This window comes from Lebetimonas sp. JS085 (assembly GCF_000523295.1).
Taxonomy (GTDB): Bacteria; Campylobacterota; Campylobacteria; order Campylobacterales; family Nautiliaceae; genus Lebetimonas.
This window is the reverse complement of record NZ_ATHR01000001.1, coordinates 1021929-1036443: the sequence shown is the minus strand read 5'-3', so window position 1 is coordinate 1036443 and position 14515 is coordinate 1021929. Positions and strand designations below refer to the sequence as shown.

General features: G+C 29.7%; 18 protein-coding genes. 3 read left to right on the top strand and 15 right to left on the bottom strand.

Annotation, left to right across the window (positions count from 1 at the left end; translation table 11 throughout):
- Positions 1–93: 93 nt before the first annotated feature.
- The 15 genes from DZ68_RS10135 to DZ68_RS11230 are packed head-to-tail and all read right to left on the bottom strand — an operon-like array spanning position 94 to position 13215.
- Positions 94–852: a site-specific DNA-methyltransferase gene (locus DZ68_RS10135; RefSeq protein ID WP_035908502.1), complete on the bottom strand. Its 759-nt coding sequence runs from the start codon at positions 850–852 to the stop codon at positions 94–96.
- Positions 839–2710 (bottom strand): AlwI family type II restriction endonuclease, encoded by a 1872-nt coding sequence (locus DZ68_RS0105860; RefSeq protein WP_024790891.1) that lies wholly within the window; start codon positions 2708–2710, stop codon positions 839–841. Before DZ68_RS0105860 ends, DZ68_RS10135 begins: the two co-directional genes overlap by 14 nt.
- Positions 2707–3726: a DNA adenine methylase gene (locus DZ68_RS0105855; protein WP_024787700.1), complete on the bottom strand. Its 1020-nt coding sequence runs from the start codon at positions 3724–3726 to the stop codon at positions 2707–2709. The genes DZ68_RS0105860 and DZ68_RS0105855 overlap by 4 nt, the downstream gene beginning before the upstream one ends.
- Positions 3726–4688, bottom strand: a complete 963-nt coding sequence (ribD, locus tag DZ68_RS10130) for a bifunctional diaminohydroxyphosphoribosylaminopyrimidine deaminase/5-amino-6-(5-phosphoribosylamino)uracil reductase RibD (RefSeq protein ID WP_035907725.1) — start codon at positions 4686–4688, stop codon at positions 3726–3728. Before ribD ends, DZ68_RS0105855 begins: the two co-directional genes overlap by 1 nt.
- A complete protein-coding gene (rimP, locus tag DZ68_RS0105845) occupies positions 4685–5125 on the bottom strand; it encodes a ribosome maturation factor RimP (protein WP_024787698.1) in 441 nt (146 codons plus the stop codon). The genes ribD and rimP overlap by 4 nt, the downstream gene beginning before the upstream one ends.
- Positions 5118–5471 (bottom strand): 30S ribosome-binding factor RbfA, encoded by a 354-nt coding sequence (gene rbfA, locus DZ68_RS0105840; RefSeq protein ID WP_024787697.1) that lies wholly within the window; start codon positions 5469–5471, stop codon positions 5118–5120. Before rbfA ends, rimP begins: the two co-directional genes overlap by 8 nt.
- A gap of 2 nt (positions 5472–5473) precedes the next feature.
- On the bottom strand, positions 5474–7885 hold the full coding sequence (gene infB, locus DZ68_RS0105835; protein ID WP_369792330.1) for a translation initiation factor IF-2: 2412 nt from the start codon (positions 7883–7885) through the stop codon (positions 5474–5476).
- Positions 7886–7933: 48 nt separating this feature from the next.
- Complete coding sequence (locus tag DZ68_RS0105830) at positions 7934–8206, bottom strand: DUF448 domain-containing protein (protein WP_236617366.1); 273 nt, start codon at positions 8204–8206, stop codon at positions 7934–7936.
- Positions 8207–8231: 25 nt separating this feature from the next.
- Positions 8232–9113: a homoserine kinase gene (gene thrB / locus DZ68_RS0105825; RefSeq protein WP_024787695.1), complete on the bottom strand. Its 882-nt coding sequence runs from the start codon at positions 9111–9113 to the stop codon at positions 8232–8234.
- Positions 9114–9122: 9 nt separating this feature from the next.
- Positions 9123–9578, bottom strand: a complete 456-nt coding sequence (locus tag DZ68_RS0105820; RefSeq protein ID WP_024787694.1) for a hypothetical protein — start codon at positions 9576–9578, stop codon at positions 9123–9125.
- The gene (lpxC, locus tag DZ68_RS0105815) at positions 9559–10434 is read right to left on the bottom strand and encodes a UDP-3-O-acyl-N-acetylglucosamine deacetylase (RefSeq protein ID WP_024787693.1); all 876 of its coding nucleotides are present in this window, start codon (positions 10432–10434) and stop codon (positions 9559–9561) included. Before lpxC ends, DZ68_RS0105820 begins: the two co-directional genes overlap by 20 nt.
- 43 nt (positions 10435–10477) lie before the next feature.
- Positions 10478–10954, bottom strand: a complete 477-nt coding sequence (locus tag DZ68_RS10125; RefSeq protein WP_051428187.1) for a septum site-determining protein MinC — start codon at positions 10952–10954, stop codon at positions 10478–10480.
- Positions 10951–12276: a M23 family metallopeptidase gene (locus DZ68_RS0105805; RefSeq protein ID WP_024787691.1), complete on the bottom strand. Its 1326-nt coding sequence runs from the start codon at positions 12274–12276 to the stop codon at positions 10951–10953. Before DZ68_RS0105805 ends, DZ68_RS10125 begins: the two co-directional genes overlap by 4 nt.
- On the bottom strand, positions 12273–13091 hold the full coding sequence (locus tag DZ68_RS10120; protein WP_236619706.1) for a bifunctional oligoribonuclease/PAP phosphatase NrnA: 819 nt from the start codon (positions 13089–13091) through the stop codon (positions 12273–12275). Before DZ68_RS10120 ends, DZ68_RS0105805 begins: the two co-directional genes overlap by 4 nt.
- The gene (locus DZ68_RS11230) at positions 13084–13215 is read right to left on the bottom strand and encodes a hypothetical protein (RefSeq protein ID WP_255327379.1); all 132 of its coding nucleotides are present in this window, start codon (positions 13213–13215) and stop codon (positions 13084–13086) included. The genes DZ68_RS10120 and DZ68_RS11230 overlap by 8 nt, the downstream gene beginning before the upstream one ends.
- Positions 13216–13437: 222 nt before the next feature.
- On the opposite strand from DZ68_RS11230, the gene DZ68_RS0105795 reads away from it, so the two are divergent.
- The 3 genes from DZ68_RS0105795 (at position 13438) to DZ68_RS0105785 (ending at position 14514) form a co-directional block, all read left to right on the top strand.
- Positions 13438–13710, top strand: a complete 273-nt coding sequence (locus DZ68_RS0105795; protein ID WP_024787689.1) for a 4Fe-4S dicluster domain-containing protein — start codon at positions 13438–13440, stop codon at positions 13708–13710.
- A gap of 63 nt (positions 13711–13773) precedes the next feature.
- The gene (gene ndk / locus DZ68_RS0105790; protein ID WP_024787688.1) at positions 13774–14187 is read left to right on the top strand and encodes a nucleoside-diphosphate kinase; all 414 of its coding nucleotides are present in this window, start codon (positions 13774–13776) and stop codon (positions 14185–14187) included.
- On the top strand, positions 14188–14514 hold the full coding sequence (locus DZ68_RS0105785; protein WP_024787687.1) for a DUF177 domain-containing protein: 327 nt from the start codon (positions 14188–14190) through the stop codon (positions 14512–14514). It abuts the gene before it with no gap.
- The last annotated feature ends 1 nt before the right edge of the window (position 14515 follow it).

Here is a 14515-nt window from a genome sequence, read left to right as displayed (position 1 = left end):
ATTTCTTTCTCTTTCATTAATTTACAAAATCAAAAAGAGTTTTTTCTTTTCTTTTATCAGTAATATTATCTATATAAAACTCCCCTAATCTTTTTAAAATAGCCTTATAATATTTTTTTCTTTTTCAATAGCAATGAATTTTCTATTATATTTTTTTGCAACATATGGTGTTGTTCCACTTCCAGCAAATGGATCAAACACAATATCACCTTCATTTGAAAAACCTAAAATTATTCTTTTTAATAACTCTTCCGGTTTTTGAGTAGGATGAAGAGCTTTACCATTTTCATCTTTTAATCTCTCTTTCCCCTGACATAAAGGTATCTGCCAAACATCTCTAAGCTGCTTTTTCCTACCATCCTTTGTTCTTTCCGGATTTAATTCTTTTAAAATTTCATAATTAAAAATCCAATTTTTACCTTTAACAGCCCAAATAATAAATTCAGTTGAATGAGTTAAAACTCTTCTTGTCAAATTTGGCATTGCATTAGTTTTTTGCCAAGTAATTATATTATTTATCTTAAATCCATTTTCTTTAAGCCCCATAGTGCATTCACCAATATTGTGATAACTACAACAAATAAAAATACTTCCATTTTCTTTTAATATTCTCTTACAAGCTTTTATCCACTTATTTGTAAAGTCTTTATACTCTTCAAAACTCATTTTATCCCACTCTTCATTTACCATAAAGTAATCCCCGCCTGTTTTATTACCCACCAGTTTTAATCCATTACCACTAAGATTATATGGAGGGTCTGCAAAAATTAATTGAATAGAATTATCTTCTATTTTATTTTTATCGTTTAAAACATTAAGACAATCATCATTATATATTTTATTGATTTGCATTAAATTTTCCTTTTACCACACTTTTATACCATTTAACTCCATCATTTTCTTTATCAGAAATACAACTATTTTTAATATCTAAAAAATCGTTCAAATCTATATTTTGCTTTAAAATATAAATTATTTCATCTATACTTAATGGCAAAATTTCAAGTCCCTTTATAACTTTACTATAATCCTTTATATCATAAAAATTTAAATTTTTATATGCTCTAAAAATGACTAAAACATTAGGGTCTAAATAAGGAGCTATAAAAACACCAAATGCTTTTTTTTGAAAATTATGTCTTCCAATATGTCTAATAACAGGTTCAAGTTCCATTCGCCTTTGATTCTCATCGGTTGTCAAAGTAACTTCAATAATCATATCCATTTCATCAAAGTTAAATACTATATCAGCTTTATTTCCACTTGCAAATCTAATAGGTAACATAGAAGCATTCAAACTCATATTCAAAAAATCTAAATCGATAGTTTTACTTATTTTATAAAAAACTATCCCTATTAAATATTCAAAAATAGTTGGAATATTTGCATCCCAATCCACATACGAACTTATATACTTATCTTCTCTTTTTTTTATTTTTTCAAATAATGTTATCAAATTATCATTAGAAAAATATTTATTAACTAACTTATCAAATATTCTTTTTTTATTTTGTAACTTAATATTTTTGATATACTGCCTTAAATTTTCATCTTTAGCAATTTTATATTTATCTTTTATTTTATTGAAAAAATAGTTTTCATCAAACTTTAATACACCTGATAATAATTTATTATAATCTTTTTCATTATTTAATTCATCCTCAAAATATAATTTTACTAACTCATCTAAATAAATATTTTCATTATCAAAAATAATTACTTCACTTAATTCAATAAATCTTTTATTTAAATCATAATAATCTTCTAAATTAACTTTCCATTTTGAAGTGTGAAAAAAATAAAATAATTCTTCATCTTTCAAATTGTCTAATTTTAATTTTTTAAATTTTTCAAAACTATTTAAACAAAGTCTTTTTCTAAATTCTGGTTTAAGTTTTGAAGAATCAAATTTATTAACTATCTCTTTTAATTTTGTGAATTTATCTTTTGAATTATTAAAAGTTTTCAATTCATTAAAAAGTTCTAAAAAAATTTGTGAATTTTTTTTACTTTTTCTATCCATTAAGACTATTTCAAAAGTTTTTAAATTTTTATCATTTTCTAAAAAAAATTTTAATGCCTTTTCATAATTATTTTTTTCTTTTATTTTATTTTCTAAATATTCATAAATATTAAAATTTTTATTCTGTTTTAAAAATTTTTCTAAATCTAAAATATCATTAAAATTTTGACATAAACTAAGAGCATACATAAAAACTTTTTTAGAAATAGAATCAAATTTTATAAGTAAATAAATTAATGACAAAAAAGGATTTATATTGAAATTTTTATATGCTCTTTTATTTTTATTAAAATTTATTTTTAAAAGTTGTTTAAAATATAAAAATGCATCATTTCTTAAAAAAAATAAATTATTAAAGTTATAATTTTTATCATAATTAATTTTATATAGTTTTTTTCCTATCTCTGTTAATTGTCTTTCATTATCAACTAATCCCAAATCTACCAATGGAGATGTTTTTTGTCTTGCATCTTTTGCTTTATTTTTTGAAGTTTCTTTTGCTAATCCTTCTTCTAATAACATTTCAAAATAAATTTCTTGTAAATCTTTCCAATTTTTATCAGGATAAATATTTCTTAATTCTTTTAATCTAATAAGTTGTCTTTCTATTTTATATTTTAATTCACTTACTCTAAAAGAAGTAGTTCCATAACTCCAACTATATGTTTGAAACTTTATTTCATTCATTTCATAACCTTCACAAAAAACACTCTTTCTTTATGATTGTTTCTTTCACTCTTTCCACTTCTAAAATCTTTATACTCTTTTTCAAAAACTTCCACTTTTCCTTTGTGTTTTAGCATTCTAAAAATATTCTCATCACTTATTCTTGCATTACTTCTACTATGGCCTTTATCCTCCATATTATTATAACTAAAAAGAATATATTTAGCTTTAGCATTCTTTATTAAATCCTCAAAAAATTTAACAGCTTCTTTTTGATTATATCCACTTTTTAAATGAGTAGTATCAAATTTTTTTGCAACTCCTTTAACTTCCGGTTTTTGCCATAAAGCTAAATTTTCTAAAAGATGATACATATTTGAATATTGTCTTGAATTATAAGGAGGATCAACATATAATATATCACACTCAATTTCTCTAATTAAAGTATTTGCATCCATATTATAAATCTCATTATTTTTATTTCTTTTCAAATCAATATCAGGCATTTTTAATTCAAATTCTTTTTCTTTTATCACTTTTTTTATATATGCATCATAATGTCCAACTGTATTTGCTATTTTATCAATCGCATAAATTAAAGAAGTTAAAAGAATATTTTTCTCCTTCACATTTATTTTACTTTCCAAAAACCAATTATTTATTTTTTTTCTAATAGCCCCTATTTTAATAGCATTTTTTTTACAAAAATATTTATCTCCAAAATTTATAGAAAAATAATTTTCTTCAAATACACTTAGATTATTTAGTTCATCTATTAATTCCAATATCTTTTTCTCATCAAATTTTTCATCGCTCAAAAAAGCTTTTAAAGCTATAAAATTATGATATAAAAAATCATTAACAATTATTTTTTTATTTTCTTCATTAAAAAAAGCCCCAACGCTTCCAGTACCTGCAAAAATATCGCAAAAAGAATAATATTCTTTTACATTTTCATCTACTATTTTTTTTATTAAATCTAAAACTTTTGTTTTATTTCCTAAATATCTTCTTTGATTAATTTTAAACGAATCCATCACCTCCCCCATACAACAAAATCATCTTTTTTTTCAATATGCATTATCTCAATTTCATCATTTGTTTTAAAATTATTTCTCATAAACATTTTAGGAGTTATTATAAAAACTTTCCAATCTACAAAATCTTTAAGCTCATTATATAATTTTTCACCGCCTTCAACCATTATAAAATTATAATCATTTAGCCTTTTTAAATTATCCTCTATAAAAACTCTTCGTCCTTTTACATTAAACAAAGGAATAGTTTTATCAAATTCTTTTTGTTTTGAATAAATAAGCACATCCGGAGCAATTCCTTTTACTCTCCTGCTGTCAAGTGTGGGTCTATCAATTCTGACGGTATTCCCGCCTATTACCAATAAATCAATTTTATCCCTTATCTGATGCACCCACTTTAAAGAGCTTTCACTGCTTATATATCCTCCTGTAATTACCCCGTTTAAACTCTGGGCTAATTTAAAAAATATAAATTTATCTTTATTCCATTTTATAAAAGGTTCAATCAAATCAAAACATCTTTTATCATTAATTACTTCAACTTCAATACCGGCATTTTTAAGTATTCCAGCCCCGCCGCTGTGTTCAATTATTGGATCAAGCCAGCCGATTGTTACTTTTTTTGGTTTTAAAACTGAGAGTAAATTTGCACATGACGGTGTTTTTCCTATGTGGGAGCAAGGCTCAAGCGTGACGTAAATCTCGGCATCTTTAAAAAAATTGTTATGGTTTTTTATCAAAAATTCATGGATTTCTTTAGCTGAGTTTAATTTCGGAGTTTTATGAAAAAAAGAAAAGGCCTTAAAAAGAGCGTTTACCTCTGCATGAGGCTCGCCCGCTTTTTTATGGGCATCTGTAAAAATTTGATTTTTAACTATTACAGCGCATCCAACAGCCGGATTCGGGTAGGTTAAAAGCTGGTATTTCCAGGCTTCATTAACGGCTAAACTTAAGGCTTTTATTTTAAGCCTTTATAATTATTCCAATCAACATATGTTTTTGCTTTTTTTATATCTTCAAACTTTACTTTCTCTTTTCCTATTTCTGCAACATCTCCGTCAAAACTTTTTAATGTGCCTTTTATTTTTTTGCCTTCATTTGTTGTTACTTTAACATTTTCTCCTATACTTTTTTCAAAATGCTCTTTTTTGGTAAGTTTTCTCTCAAGCCCCGGTGAACTGACTTCTAAGAAATATCTCTCTTTTATAGGCTCTTCCACATCAAAAATTGGTGAAAGCATATTATTTATGGCTTCGCAGTCGTTTAAATTAACGCCGCCCGGTTTTGTTATATAAATTCTGAAATATTTGTGTCCGCCCTCTTCTGTAATTTCAACATCATAAAGGTCACAGCCGTAATTTTTAACTGTTTTTTCAATAATTTCTTTTAAATTATTCACCTTTTGCCTTTATTTTTTCAAATAATTCTTCCATTTTGTTTTCTTTTTCAAGGAGTTCGTCAAATGTAAAAGTTAAATTTGGGACTTTAAACCAGCCGGTTGATTTTAGGCAGTAATTTTGAATATATCCTCTCGCCTGTTTAAGCTGTTTTAGGGCCTCGCGTTGTTCTTTTTCATTTAAATAACTTTTTTCTAAATAAACTTTTGCATCACTTCCATCGCGGGAACAAACAACATCAACAACCCCAAGGCCTCTGATTCTGCTGTCATTCATCTGAGCAAGCACTTCAGGAATAATTTCTTTAAGCAGGGATTCTTTTCTTTGGACTTTTATACTTTTATCCATTATTATCCTTCAAAATTGGCTTTTTCTTCAATTTTTTGATAAGTTTCAAGTATATCCCCCACTTTAATATCGTTAAATCCTTCAATCATAATACCGCATTCAAAACCTTTTCCCACCTCTTTTACATCTTCTTTAAATCTTTTAAGAGATGCAAGTTTAGTGTCGTAAATAACAACCCCGTCTCTTATAACTCTTACAAAATCGCCCCTGTGAACCATACCGTCTATCACATAACATCCCGCAACGGTTCCGACTTTAGGTACGTTAAACGTATCCCTGACCTCAACAGTTGCTGTTACTTCTTCTTTTATTTTAGGAGTCATCAAACCGCTTAAAAGCTCTTTTATATCATCAATCAAATCATAAATAATAGAATATGTCCTTATTTCAATACCTTCCTGTTTCGCCTTGTTTTTAGCCCCGCTTGTAGGTCTTACGTTAAATCCTAAAATAATGGCTTTAGGCTCGCTTGCTTTTGCCAAAATTACGTCATTTTCCGTTATAGCCCCCACATCGGAATGAATAACATCCACTTTTACTTCCTCGTTTTTAAGTTTAGCCAGACTTCCTTTAATAGCTTCAACACTTCCCTGGGTATCTGCTTTTACAATTACAGGAAGTTTTTTAAGTTCACCCTCAAGTATCATTTTTTGTAAATCTTCAAGCGTTGCTTTTGTTGATTTGCTTCTTTCTTTGGCTTCAAGATAATTTTTCCATTTTTCGGCAGTTTCTTTTGCCTCTTTATCACTCTCTACAACCACTAAATTATCCCCGGCGATAGGAGCTTCGTCAAATCCTGTAATTTCCGCAGGCTCGCCCGGTTTTACCTCTTTTTTCTGTTTTCCCAAATCATCTATAATTAATCTTACTCTTCCATGGGTTATTCCGCATACAAAACTGTCCTGTTTTTTAAGTGTTCCGTTTTTAACTATAACTGTTCCGACAGGCCCTTTTCCCTTTTCTATTCTGCTTTCGATTACAATGGCTTTTGCAGGGCATTTTGGATTGGCTTTAATTTCCATAATTTCAGACTGCATCAAAATTGTTTCAAGCAAATCGTCTATGCCTTCGCCTGTTTTTGCCGAAACTCCTACAAATTCATATTCTCCACCCCATTCAACGGGAGTTATTCCCATTTCCGCAAGCTGTGATTTAACCAAATCCGGATTGGCCTGAGGTTTGTCTATCTTGTTTACCGCCACTATAAAAGGTACCTCGGCGGCCTGGGCGTGTGCAATAGCCTCTCTGGTTTGGGGCATAACACCGTCATCAGCAGCTACTACAATAATTGCAATATCTGTAACCTGTGCGCCTCTTGCCCTCATTTCTGTAAACGCTTCATGCCCCGGTGTATCGATAAATGTAATTTTTTTACCGTCTTTTTCCACCATATAAGCACCGATATGCTGGGTAATTCCTCCGGCTTCTTTTGCTGTTATTCTAGAGTTTCTTATTTTATCCAAAAGACTTGTTTTTCCATGGTCGACATGTCCCATAATAGTCACAATAGGCGGTCTTTGTTGCAAATTATCTGAATCTTTGCATTTTTCATCATATTTTTTTATATAATCAAATTCCGCAAGAGGATCATATATTTCTATGTTTGAGCCAAATTCCTCTGCAAGGGTTTCAATATATTCTTCACCCAAAAAGTCGTTTTTATCCCTTTCTTCACCAAGAGATCTCAATGTTTCAATCACATCCTCTATAGGCTTTTTGATTAAAGTGGCAAATTCATGGACTCTTACTTCTTTTGGAATTCTTATAATCTCGATTTTGACTTCTTTTTTCTTTTTTCTTTTTTTCTTAAGCCCTTCTTTTATTAATCCGCCTTCACTTACTTTTTTTCTTTTAACAGTTTTAACCGCTTTTTTTTCTTGTTTTTTATCTTCTTTAATAGTTTTTTTTGTTTTTACTTTTTCACTTATTTCTTCATCTTTTAATGAAACATCATTAAAATAGAGATCCAAAAGCTCAACCTGGTTTTCTTCTATAACGTCCATATCTGCCAAATCCACATTAATAGTTAATTCTTTTTCCTGAATTTTTTTAGGTTTGGCTGGCGCCTTTTTAACTGTTTTTTTAACAGCTCTGGTATTTTGTTCTTCTTTAATTTCTGTTTTTGGTTTTTCTTCCTTAGGCTCTTCTTTTCTTTTAACGAGAGTGATACCCTGTTTTGTTTTTTTAACCAAATCGTTAAATGTTTTTCTTCTGCGTCTAATTGGTTTTTTTTCTTCTTCTTTTTTTACTTCCTGTTTTTTTTCTTTTTTTACCTCTTCTTTAGGTTCTTTTCCTTTATTTAAAAAATACTCCTGAATTTTAGCCGCTTCAAGAGGCGTAATTTCACCTCTTGCTTTTGCTTCTATCCCGATTTCTTTTGCAAGTTCAACCAGTTCTTTTGCTTTAAGACCCATTTCTCTTGCAACTATTGATACCTTTATCTTCAAACAAACTCCTTTTCTTTAATGTAAAATGGAAAATGGAAAAGTTAAAATTTTCTGTTTTGCTTTATCTTTATTTAAATTACATAATCTTGAAATATATCTGACAAATTTTTTTGAATTTATGCAACTTTCACAGACATAAAAACTTCTGCCGTTTCCGCTGAATTTAATTAATTCGTTATTAATGCACTGTAATCTGTACAAATTACTTTGCAAATCTCTTTTTCTGCAGGCAACACACATTCTAATCTGTTTTCCATTTCCTATTTGACATTTATTTTTACTATTCACTGTTCACTCTTCTCTAATTTCACCACTAATTATATACTTTAACTCCCAAATTGTCAAAATTCAATATTTTAACACTAAAATCTTTAAAATTATCTTTTAAAGCGGCATAAATACTATATGCATCATCTTTATACGCCATATTAAAAAACGTTGAACCGCTTCCGCTGAGTGTGGACATTAAAGCGCCTTCTCTCAAGGCTATCTCCCTTACCTTAAACAGCTCCGGAACCAGCCTCATCCTGTTTTCCTGATGAATTCTGTCCTCTACAATATATTTTAAAATATCAAATTTTTCAGAAAAAAACGCAGCGGTAATCATTGAGGAAGATGAAATATTACTGACCACATCTTTTAGAGAATAATATTTTTTTAACGCCTCTCTGCTTCTCTGGGTTGAAATTGGTCTGTTTGGAATTACAATAACAGCCCTTAGGTAAGTTGGAATAAATTTTTTAAGAAAATAAACCCTGTTTTTTCTCAGTTTTGCAACACAAAATCCCCCAAGTGTCGCAGGGGTGATATTATCGGGATGCGGTTCGTAATTTAGTGCCAAATTTATAATTCTGTCTTTTTTATACGGGACCTGAGCCATTTCATATGCAGCCGTAATCGCGGCTATTATTACAGCCGAACTGCTTCCAAGCCCGCGCGAGAGAGGTATTTTATTATTAAATTTAAATTTAAATTTTACTTCTTTATCTGTCAAATATTTATAATGTTCACTAAATATATCCACAAAATAATTTCTCGGAAGTTTTCTTAAAAAATCGGCATTTTCGCCGTAAATTTCTATTTCAATTCTTTCACTTGGAAGAATTTCAATTTCATTTCTTAAATTAAGCGCCAAACCTAATGTATCAAATCCTGCACCTAAATTTGCACTTGTAGCCGGAACCGTTATAATCATAAAAACCTTTCAAACTGCTTTTAACACATAAAGAGGCGAATTATCCGCAGAAAAATCATCTTTATTTAAAATTTCCGGTAAAAAAAATTCGCCTTCTTCTAAATTTTTTTTAAGTGTAATTATACCCTCTTTTTTTACAAAATAACTTTTATGGACAGCTTTTATGGGTCTATTGTTATTAAAATAAAATCCGTCGGCTGCAAATAATTTAATATTTTTTGCTGTTTCGAGGGTTTTAAAAAACACAAAAGCTAATTTTATGGACATAAAACTTCCCGGCCCTTTGGAATAAAAAATGGAATCAATTTCATATTTTTTTAAAATTTCATCAAATATTTCAGGCAAAACATCACTTGTTAAACCTTCTTTTTGTATAGTTTTTATTAATCTGTTATTTTTATAGATTCCAACTTTTACGGGCTTTGAAATTACAACTGCTACAACATCAACCAAAGGCTTTGACAAGTGAAAGCTCCTCTTTTGAAAAAGTTACTGTTTCATAGGCTTTTTGTTCAAACAGTTTTAATGTTAATAAATGATTCAAATGATGCCCGCTGGCAAAAGCTTCATATCTGCCTATAAAATTTCCGCCAAGCAGACTCATATCTCCTATTGCGTCAAGAATTTTATGTCTTACAAATTCATCATCAAACCTAAGAGTGTCGTTCAAAATCCCTTTGTCATCAAGAACTATGGCATTATCCAGGCTTCCACCGAGTGCAAGACCCATGCTTCTTAAATACTGAACTTCTTTTAAAAATCCGAAAGTCCTCGCCCTGGCTATCTCTTCAATATAATTTCTGGTGGAAAAAACAAATTCCCTTTTTTCCTTTCCTATTATAGGATGGGAGAAATTTATTTCAAAATCAAATGAAATTTTTTCATTAGGTTTAAGCCTTGCAAATTTTTCACCTTCTTTTATTTCAACTTCTTTTGTAATTCTTATAAATTTTTTGGGAGCTTCAAGCTCTTTTATACCGGCTTCTTGCAGGAGCATTACAAAACTTATCGCACTTCCGTCCATAATGGGAACTTCATCATTATCCAAGACTATTCTTAAATTGTCCACCCCCAAAGAATAAACGGCACTCATCAAATGCTCGATTGTGGAAACAACCACGTTATTTTCGCCTATTACAGTTGCCATTTTGGTATCCACGACATTTTGAGGTTTTAATTCAATACTTACACCTTTATCGCTTCTGTAAAATATTATTCCGCTGTTTTCTCCCAAAGGTTCAAGCCTTAATTTTACAGGCACCCCTTTATGAAGACCTATGCCTACCGCTTCCACTGCTTTTTTAATTGTTCTTTGTTTCACTCCAGTTCCCTTTTTCCGTCTTTTGTAAATACGGTTAATTTTTCTACCGTTCCGATATTTTCACCTTTATAAAAAATCGTCCCTTTTTTATTTTTTTTACTATCAAATATTCGCCCTCACAAACAATATTACCTTCGCATTCCCCGAATATTTCAACATTTCCGGAAGTTTTTATTTTAGCCCCTGCATTAATTCTATTTAAAAATATCAAATTTTCATCACTGTCTATTTCGACTCCCGCTCTTATAATTTTATCATAAATTTTTGTATTAACTCGTTTTTCTATAATTTTTTCTTTTTCAATAATCTTAACTTCTTGCGTTTTTTCCTTTTCAGAAGTAAAAATATTGTTTTCAACAATATAGTTTAATTTTTTTTCTTTTAAAAAATTTTCTATTGCCTCATTATTTTCTTTCAAAAAAAAATAGTAATTTTTAACCAGAGCATATTTTGATTCTACAACATTTTTTAATTTTTCATAATCTTCTACTATAAAAGCCCTTATGGTTTTTTGCCTCATTTACCTATAAGCCTTTTTGATGAATTAATTATATTTATAATGTTTACTCTTATCCAGTTTCTGTCCATCCATTCAAACGGATTTACAGCTATTCCCTGAATATATAATCCAAAATGTAAGTGATCTCCTATAGCACCTCCTGTATTACCGGTTCTTGCAATAACCTCACCTCTTCTTACACTTGCACCAACAGGCACATCAAATTCTGATGTATGGGCATATAAAGAATAAAGCCCCAAATTATGATAAATAATTAATGTATTTCCATAAATTCCTATCCATTTTTCTGCCGCTACTTTTCCATAATTACTTGCATATATTTTTGCTCTTTTAATTTTAGCAACATCTATTCCTAAATGAATTGAATTAGAAATGAGTTTATTTTTATAAAAATAATGTCTTCTTTCGCCAAAATATGCTTCCAATAAGCTTCTCGGAAGAGGATTAAACGACGCTAATGAAAATGAATTTATTTTATCTTCATAAATTTTACTTGTTAATTTATAAATTTCTTCATTATTCAGTTTTCTGACATATTCGTTTTCTTTTCTAAAAACACTGACAGGATCATTAGGGACACTGACATTCATTTTTTGTAAAATAGGTATGGCTTTATTCTTTATATAATTATCATCAATAATTATCTTAGCATCTGGATATTTATAATGTCTCCAATATAAAGGAATATGGGCTATCGATTTATTTCCGGCATAATCAATTGCAACTAAATTAGCATCAAATGTCTTTTCTTTCACCGGCCAAGCTATTAAAGCAACATAATAATTTTTTTTATAAAATGGAGTTAATTTAAATTTATATTTGTTATCGACCAAGATATAAGCAGCTTTTAAATTAGCATCTGCCACTTTTACCACAACAGCCGCACTGCCGCCGTTTCCTATGGCATAGGAATTATTTACAATCTCGGCATCAGGGGCAATTGTATCAACTTTTAAGGTTACCTCTTTTTTTGCTTCGTTTCCGGCAAACCAGTTCCATTCGGATGTATCTACGGCGTCTATAATTAATTTGATTTTTTTAGAAGCAATCTGTGGCAATTTAACATCCAAACTTATACTTTTTCCAAAATTTCCACTTTTTTTAACCAACACCTTAGCATTTCCATTGATTAATGCCGTTACACTGTAATATTTAATACCTCTATTATCATTTAAACTTATCTTTATTGGATTTTTTAAATTTGTAAAACCGTTTGAATTAACCTTAATTTCAGGAGGAATTCTTTCAAAGATAGGGGAAAACCAGACAAAACCTCCGGCAGCTATTATTAAGACCAATATAAAAATCCAAATTTTTTTCATAAGATCTCCTTTATATCATTTTTAAGCATATGTTTTATTTTTTTTAAATCAAATTCTTTAATTGTAGCCCCGGCTGCCCTTATATGCCCGCCTCCGCCGTATTTCACTGCTATTTTACTTACATCTGCATAATCTTTGCTTCTAAGAGAAATTTTAATTCCCTCATCTTCTTCCCTGAGTAAACATGCAATTTCCACACTTGCAATATTTCTTACACTGTTTACTATAGTATCCGTATCTTCTTTAATAGCTCCTGTAATTTCCATCATCTCTTTTGTAACTTCAACAAAAGCGGCTTTGCCTTCACAGCATAATTCTATTGTATCGTAAGCTTTTGCAAGTAATCTAAGGCGTGATAGCCTGTCTCTTTGAAAGAGCATTTTAGCTACATAATTAGGTTCTACCCCGCATTTAACAAGTTCTGCCGCCATTTCAAATACTTTGTTGTTTACACTTTCATACTGAAAGCTTCCTGTATCGGTTACAAGTGCCGTATACATACATATTGCGCTATCTTTATCAATTTCAACATTGTTGGCTTTTAACATATTAAAGATTACCTGAGAAGTTGAGGCCGCATTTGGTTCTATAAGGTTAATATCGCCATAATTTGTATTTGAAATATGATGGTCTATATTTATAAGAAAAGAGGGTTTGCTTTCAAGTCCCAGTCTGTCAAAACTTCCACAGTCAAATGAAATGGTTAAATCTATTTTTTCAGGCAATCTGTCGGTTATTTTATTAAAATTAGGTAAAAAATCCAAATACTGCGGCAGAAGTTTTGTCATATTAAAAACAGTCACTTTTTTATTCATTTTTTAAAATAGGATATAAGCTCAATGAACTTCCAAGAGCATCTCCGTCAGGATTTACATGGGCTATCAATAAAATATTGTCTGAATTTATTATTTTTTCCCAAACCTGTTTATATAAATTCATATATTAGCCTTTTTTATGGAATTATACCAAATAGTAAAAAGTGAGTTGTGAGTAGTGAGTTGTGAGTGGTAAATTAAATCCTATAACTACTCACTATTTACTATTCACTACTCACTATAATATATTACAAAACGTAACAGAAAAATTTTAAAAAATAACATTTAAGCAAAACTTAAGGTTTGTGTGTTATATTTCTATTACAAAAAAAATAAAGGAGTTAAAATGGCAGTAAAAATTACTGATATTTGTATTAATTGCGGGGCTTGCATAGACGAATGTCCTGTAGAAGCAATTGTGGATGACAGCGAAAACCCAACAGGAGAAGAAACATATTATGTATATCCTGACAAATGCGTAGAATGTGTTGGATATTATGATTCTCCGGCATGTGCTGAAGCTTGCCCTACTGAGGGATGCATAGTTTGGGACGAATGCAAAGAAGGACAAACTTGCAGAGAAGACAGAGGAGAACCTGGTGCTCCTGTAATCGAATAATCCCCTCTTCTTTTTTTCTTCATTTTTTTGTATAATTCCTCTCTAAAAAGCTAAGGAGAGATAATGGAACAGACACTTTCAATAATTAAACCTGACGCTGTAGCTAAAAATGTTATTGGAAAAATAATAGATAGATTTGAAAGTAACGGACTTAGAATCGCAGCTATGAAAAAAATTAAATTAAGCAAAGACGACGCTGCAAAATTTTATGAAGTACATAAAGAAAGACCGTTTTTTAATGATTTATGTGAATATATGAGCAGTGGACCTGTTGTAGTTATGGTTCTTGAGGGTGAAAGCGCTGTGAAAAAAAACAGAGATCTTATGGGAGCCACTAATCCCAAAGAAGCGGCAGAGGGCACAATCAGAGCAGATTTTGCTGAGAGTATTGAGGCAAATGCAGTTCACGGCAGTGATTCTCTTGAAAATGCTAAAAAAGAAATCGCATTTTTCTTTGCAGGCAGGGAGATTTTGTAATTGAATATTCAAAAAAAAATTAATAATATTCAATTTATCGGCAGTAGTGAAAAAAAAGGTGATTTTTATTTAGTAAAAGGAAAAATCACCGGTACATTAGAAGTGGAATGCGTTAAATGTTTAAATACTTTTGAAAGAAAAGTTGACGAAGAGGTTAAATATAAAATTGTAAAACCTCCTTATCACGGTTTTGATGATGAGTATGATATAATTGAACAAGAAAAATTTGATTTAGATGAAATAGTAAAAAGTGAAATAGAAAGTTTAAAACTTGATTATAATATATGCGAAAAATGTAAAAACAAAGAATTTAACAAAGAATTTTAAG

Bases quoted from the DNA above. Each gene is read 5' to 3' on its own strand.
- DZ68_RS10135 (WP_035908502.1), bottom strand. From the start codon at position 852: ATGCAAATCAATAAAATATATAATGATGATTGTCTTAATGTTTTAAAC.
- DZ68_RS0105860 (WP_024790891.1), bottom strand. From the start codon at position 2,710: ATGAATGAAATAAAGTTTCAAACATATAGTTGGAGTTATGGAACTACT.
- DZ68_RS0105855 (WP_024787700.1), bottom strand. From the start codon at position 3,726: ATGGATTCGTTTAAAATTAATCAAAGAAGATATTTAGGAAATAAAACA.
- rbfA (WP_024787697.1), bottom strand. From the start codon at position 5,471: ATGGATAAAAGTATAAAAGTCCAAAGAAAAGAATCCCTGCTTAAAGAA.
- infB (WP_369792330.1), bottom strand. From the start codon at position 7,885: ATGGGTCTTAAAGCAAAAGAACTGGTTGAACTTGCAAAAGAAATCGGG.
- thrB (WP_024787695.1), bottom strand. From the start codon at position 9,113: ATGATTATAACGGTTCCGGCTACAAGTGCAAATTTAGGTGCAGGATTT.
- DZ68_RS10125 (WP_051428187.1), bottom strand. From the start codon at position 10,954: ATGAGGCAAAAAACCATAAGGGCTTTTATAGTAGAAGATTATGAAAAA.
- DZ68_RS0105805 (WP_024787691.1), bottom strand. From the start codon at position 12,276: ATGAAAAAAATTTGGATTTTTATATTGGTCTTAATAATAGCTGCCGGA.
- DZ68_RS10120 (WP_236619706.1), bottom strand. From the start codon at position 13,091: ATGAATAAAAAAGTGACTGTTTTTAATATGACAAAACTTCTGCCGCAG.
- DZ68_RS11230 (WP_255327379.1), bottom strand. From the start codon at position 13,215: ATGAATTTATATAAACAGGTTTGGGAAAAAATAATAAATTCAGACAAT.
- DZ68_RS0105795 (WP_024787689.1), top strand. From the start codon at position 13,438: ATGGCAGTAAAAATTACTGATATTTGTATTAATTGCGGGGCTTGCATA.
- ndk (WP_024787688.1), top strand. From the start codon at position 13,774: ATGGAACAGACACTTTCAATAATTAAACCTGACGCTGTAGCTAAAAAT.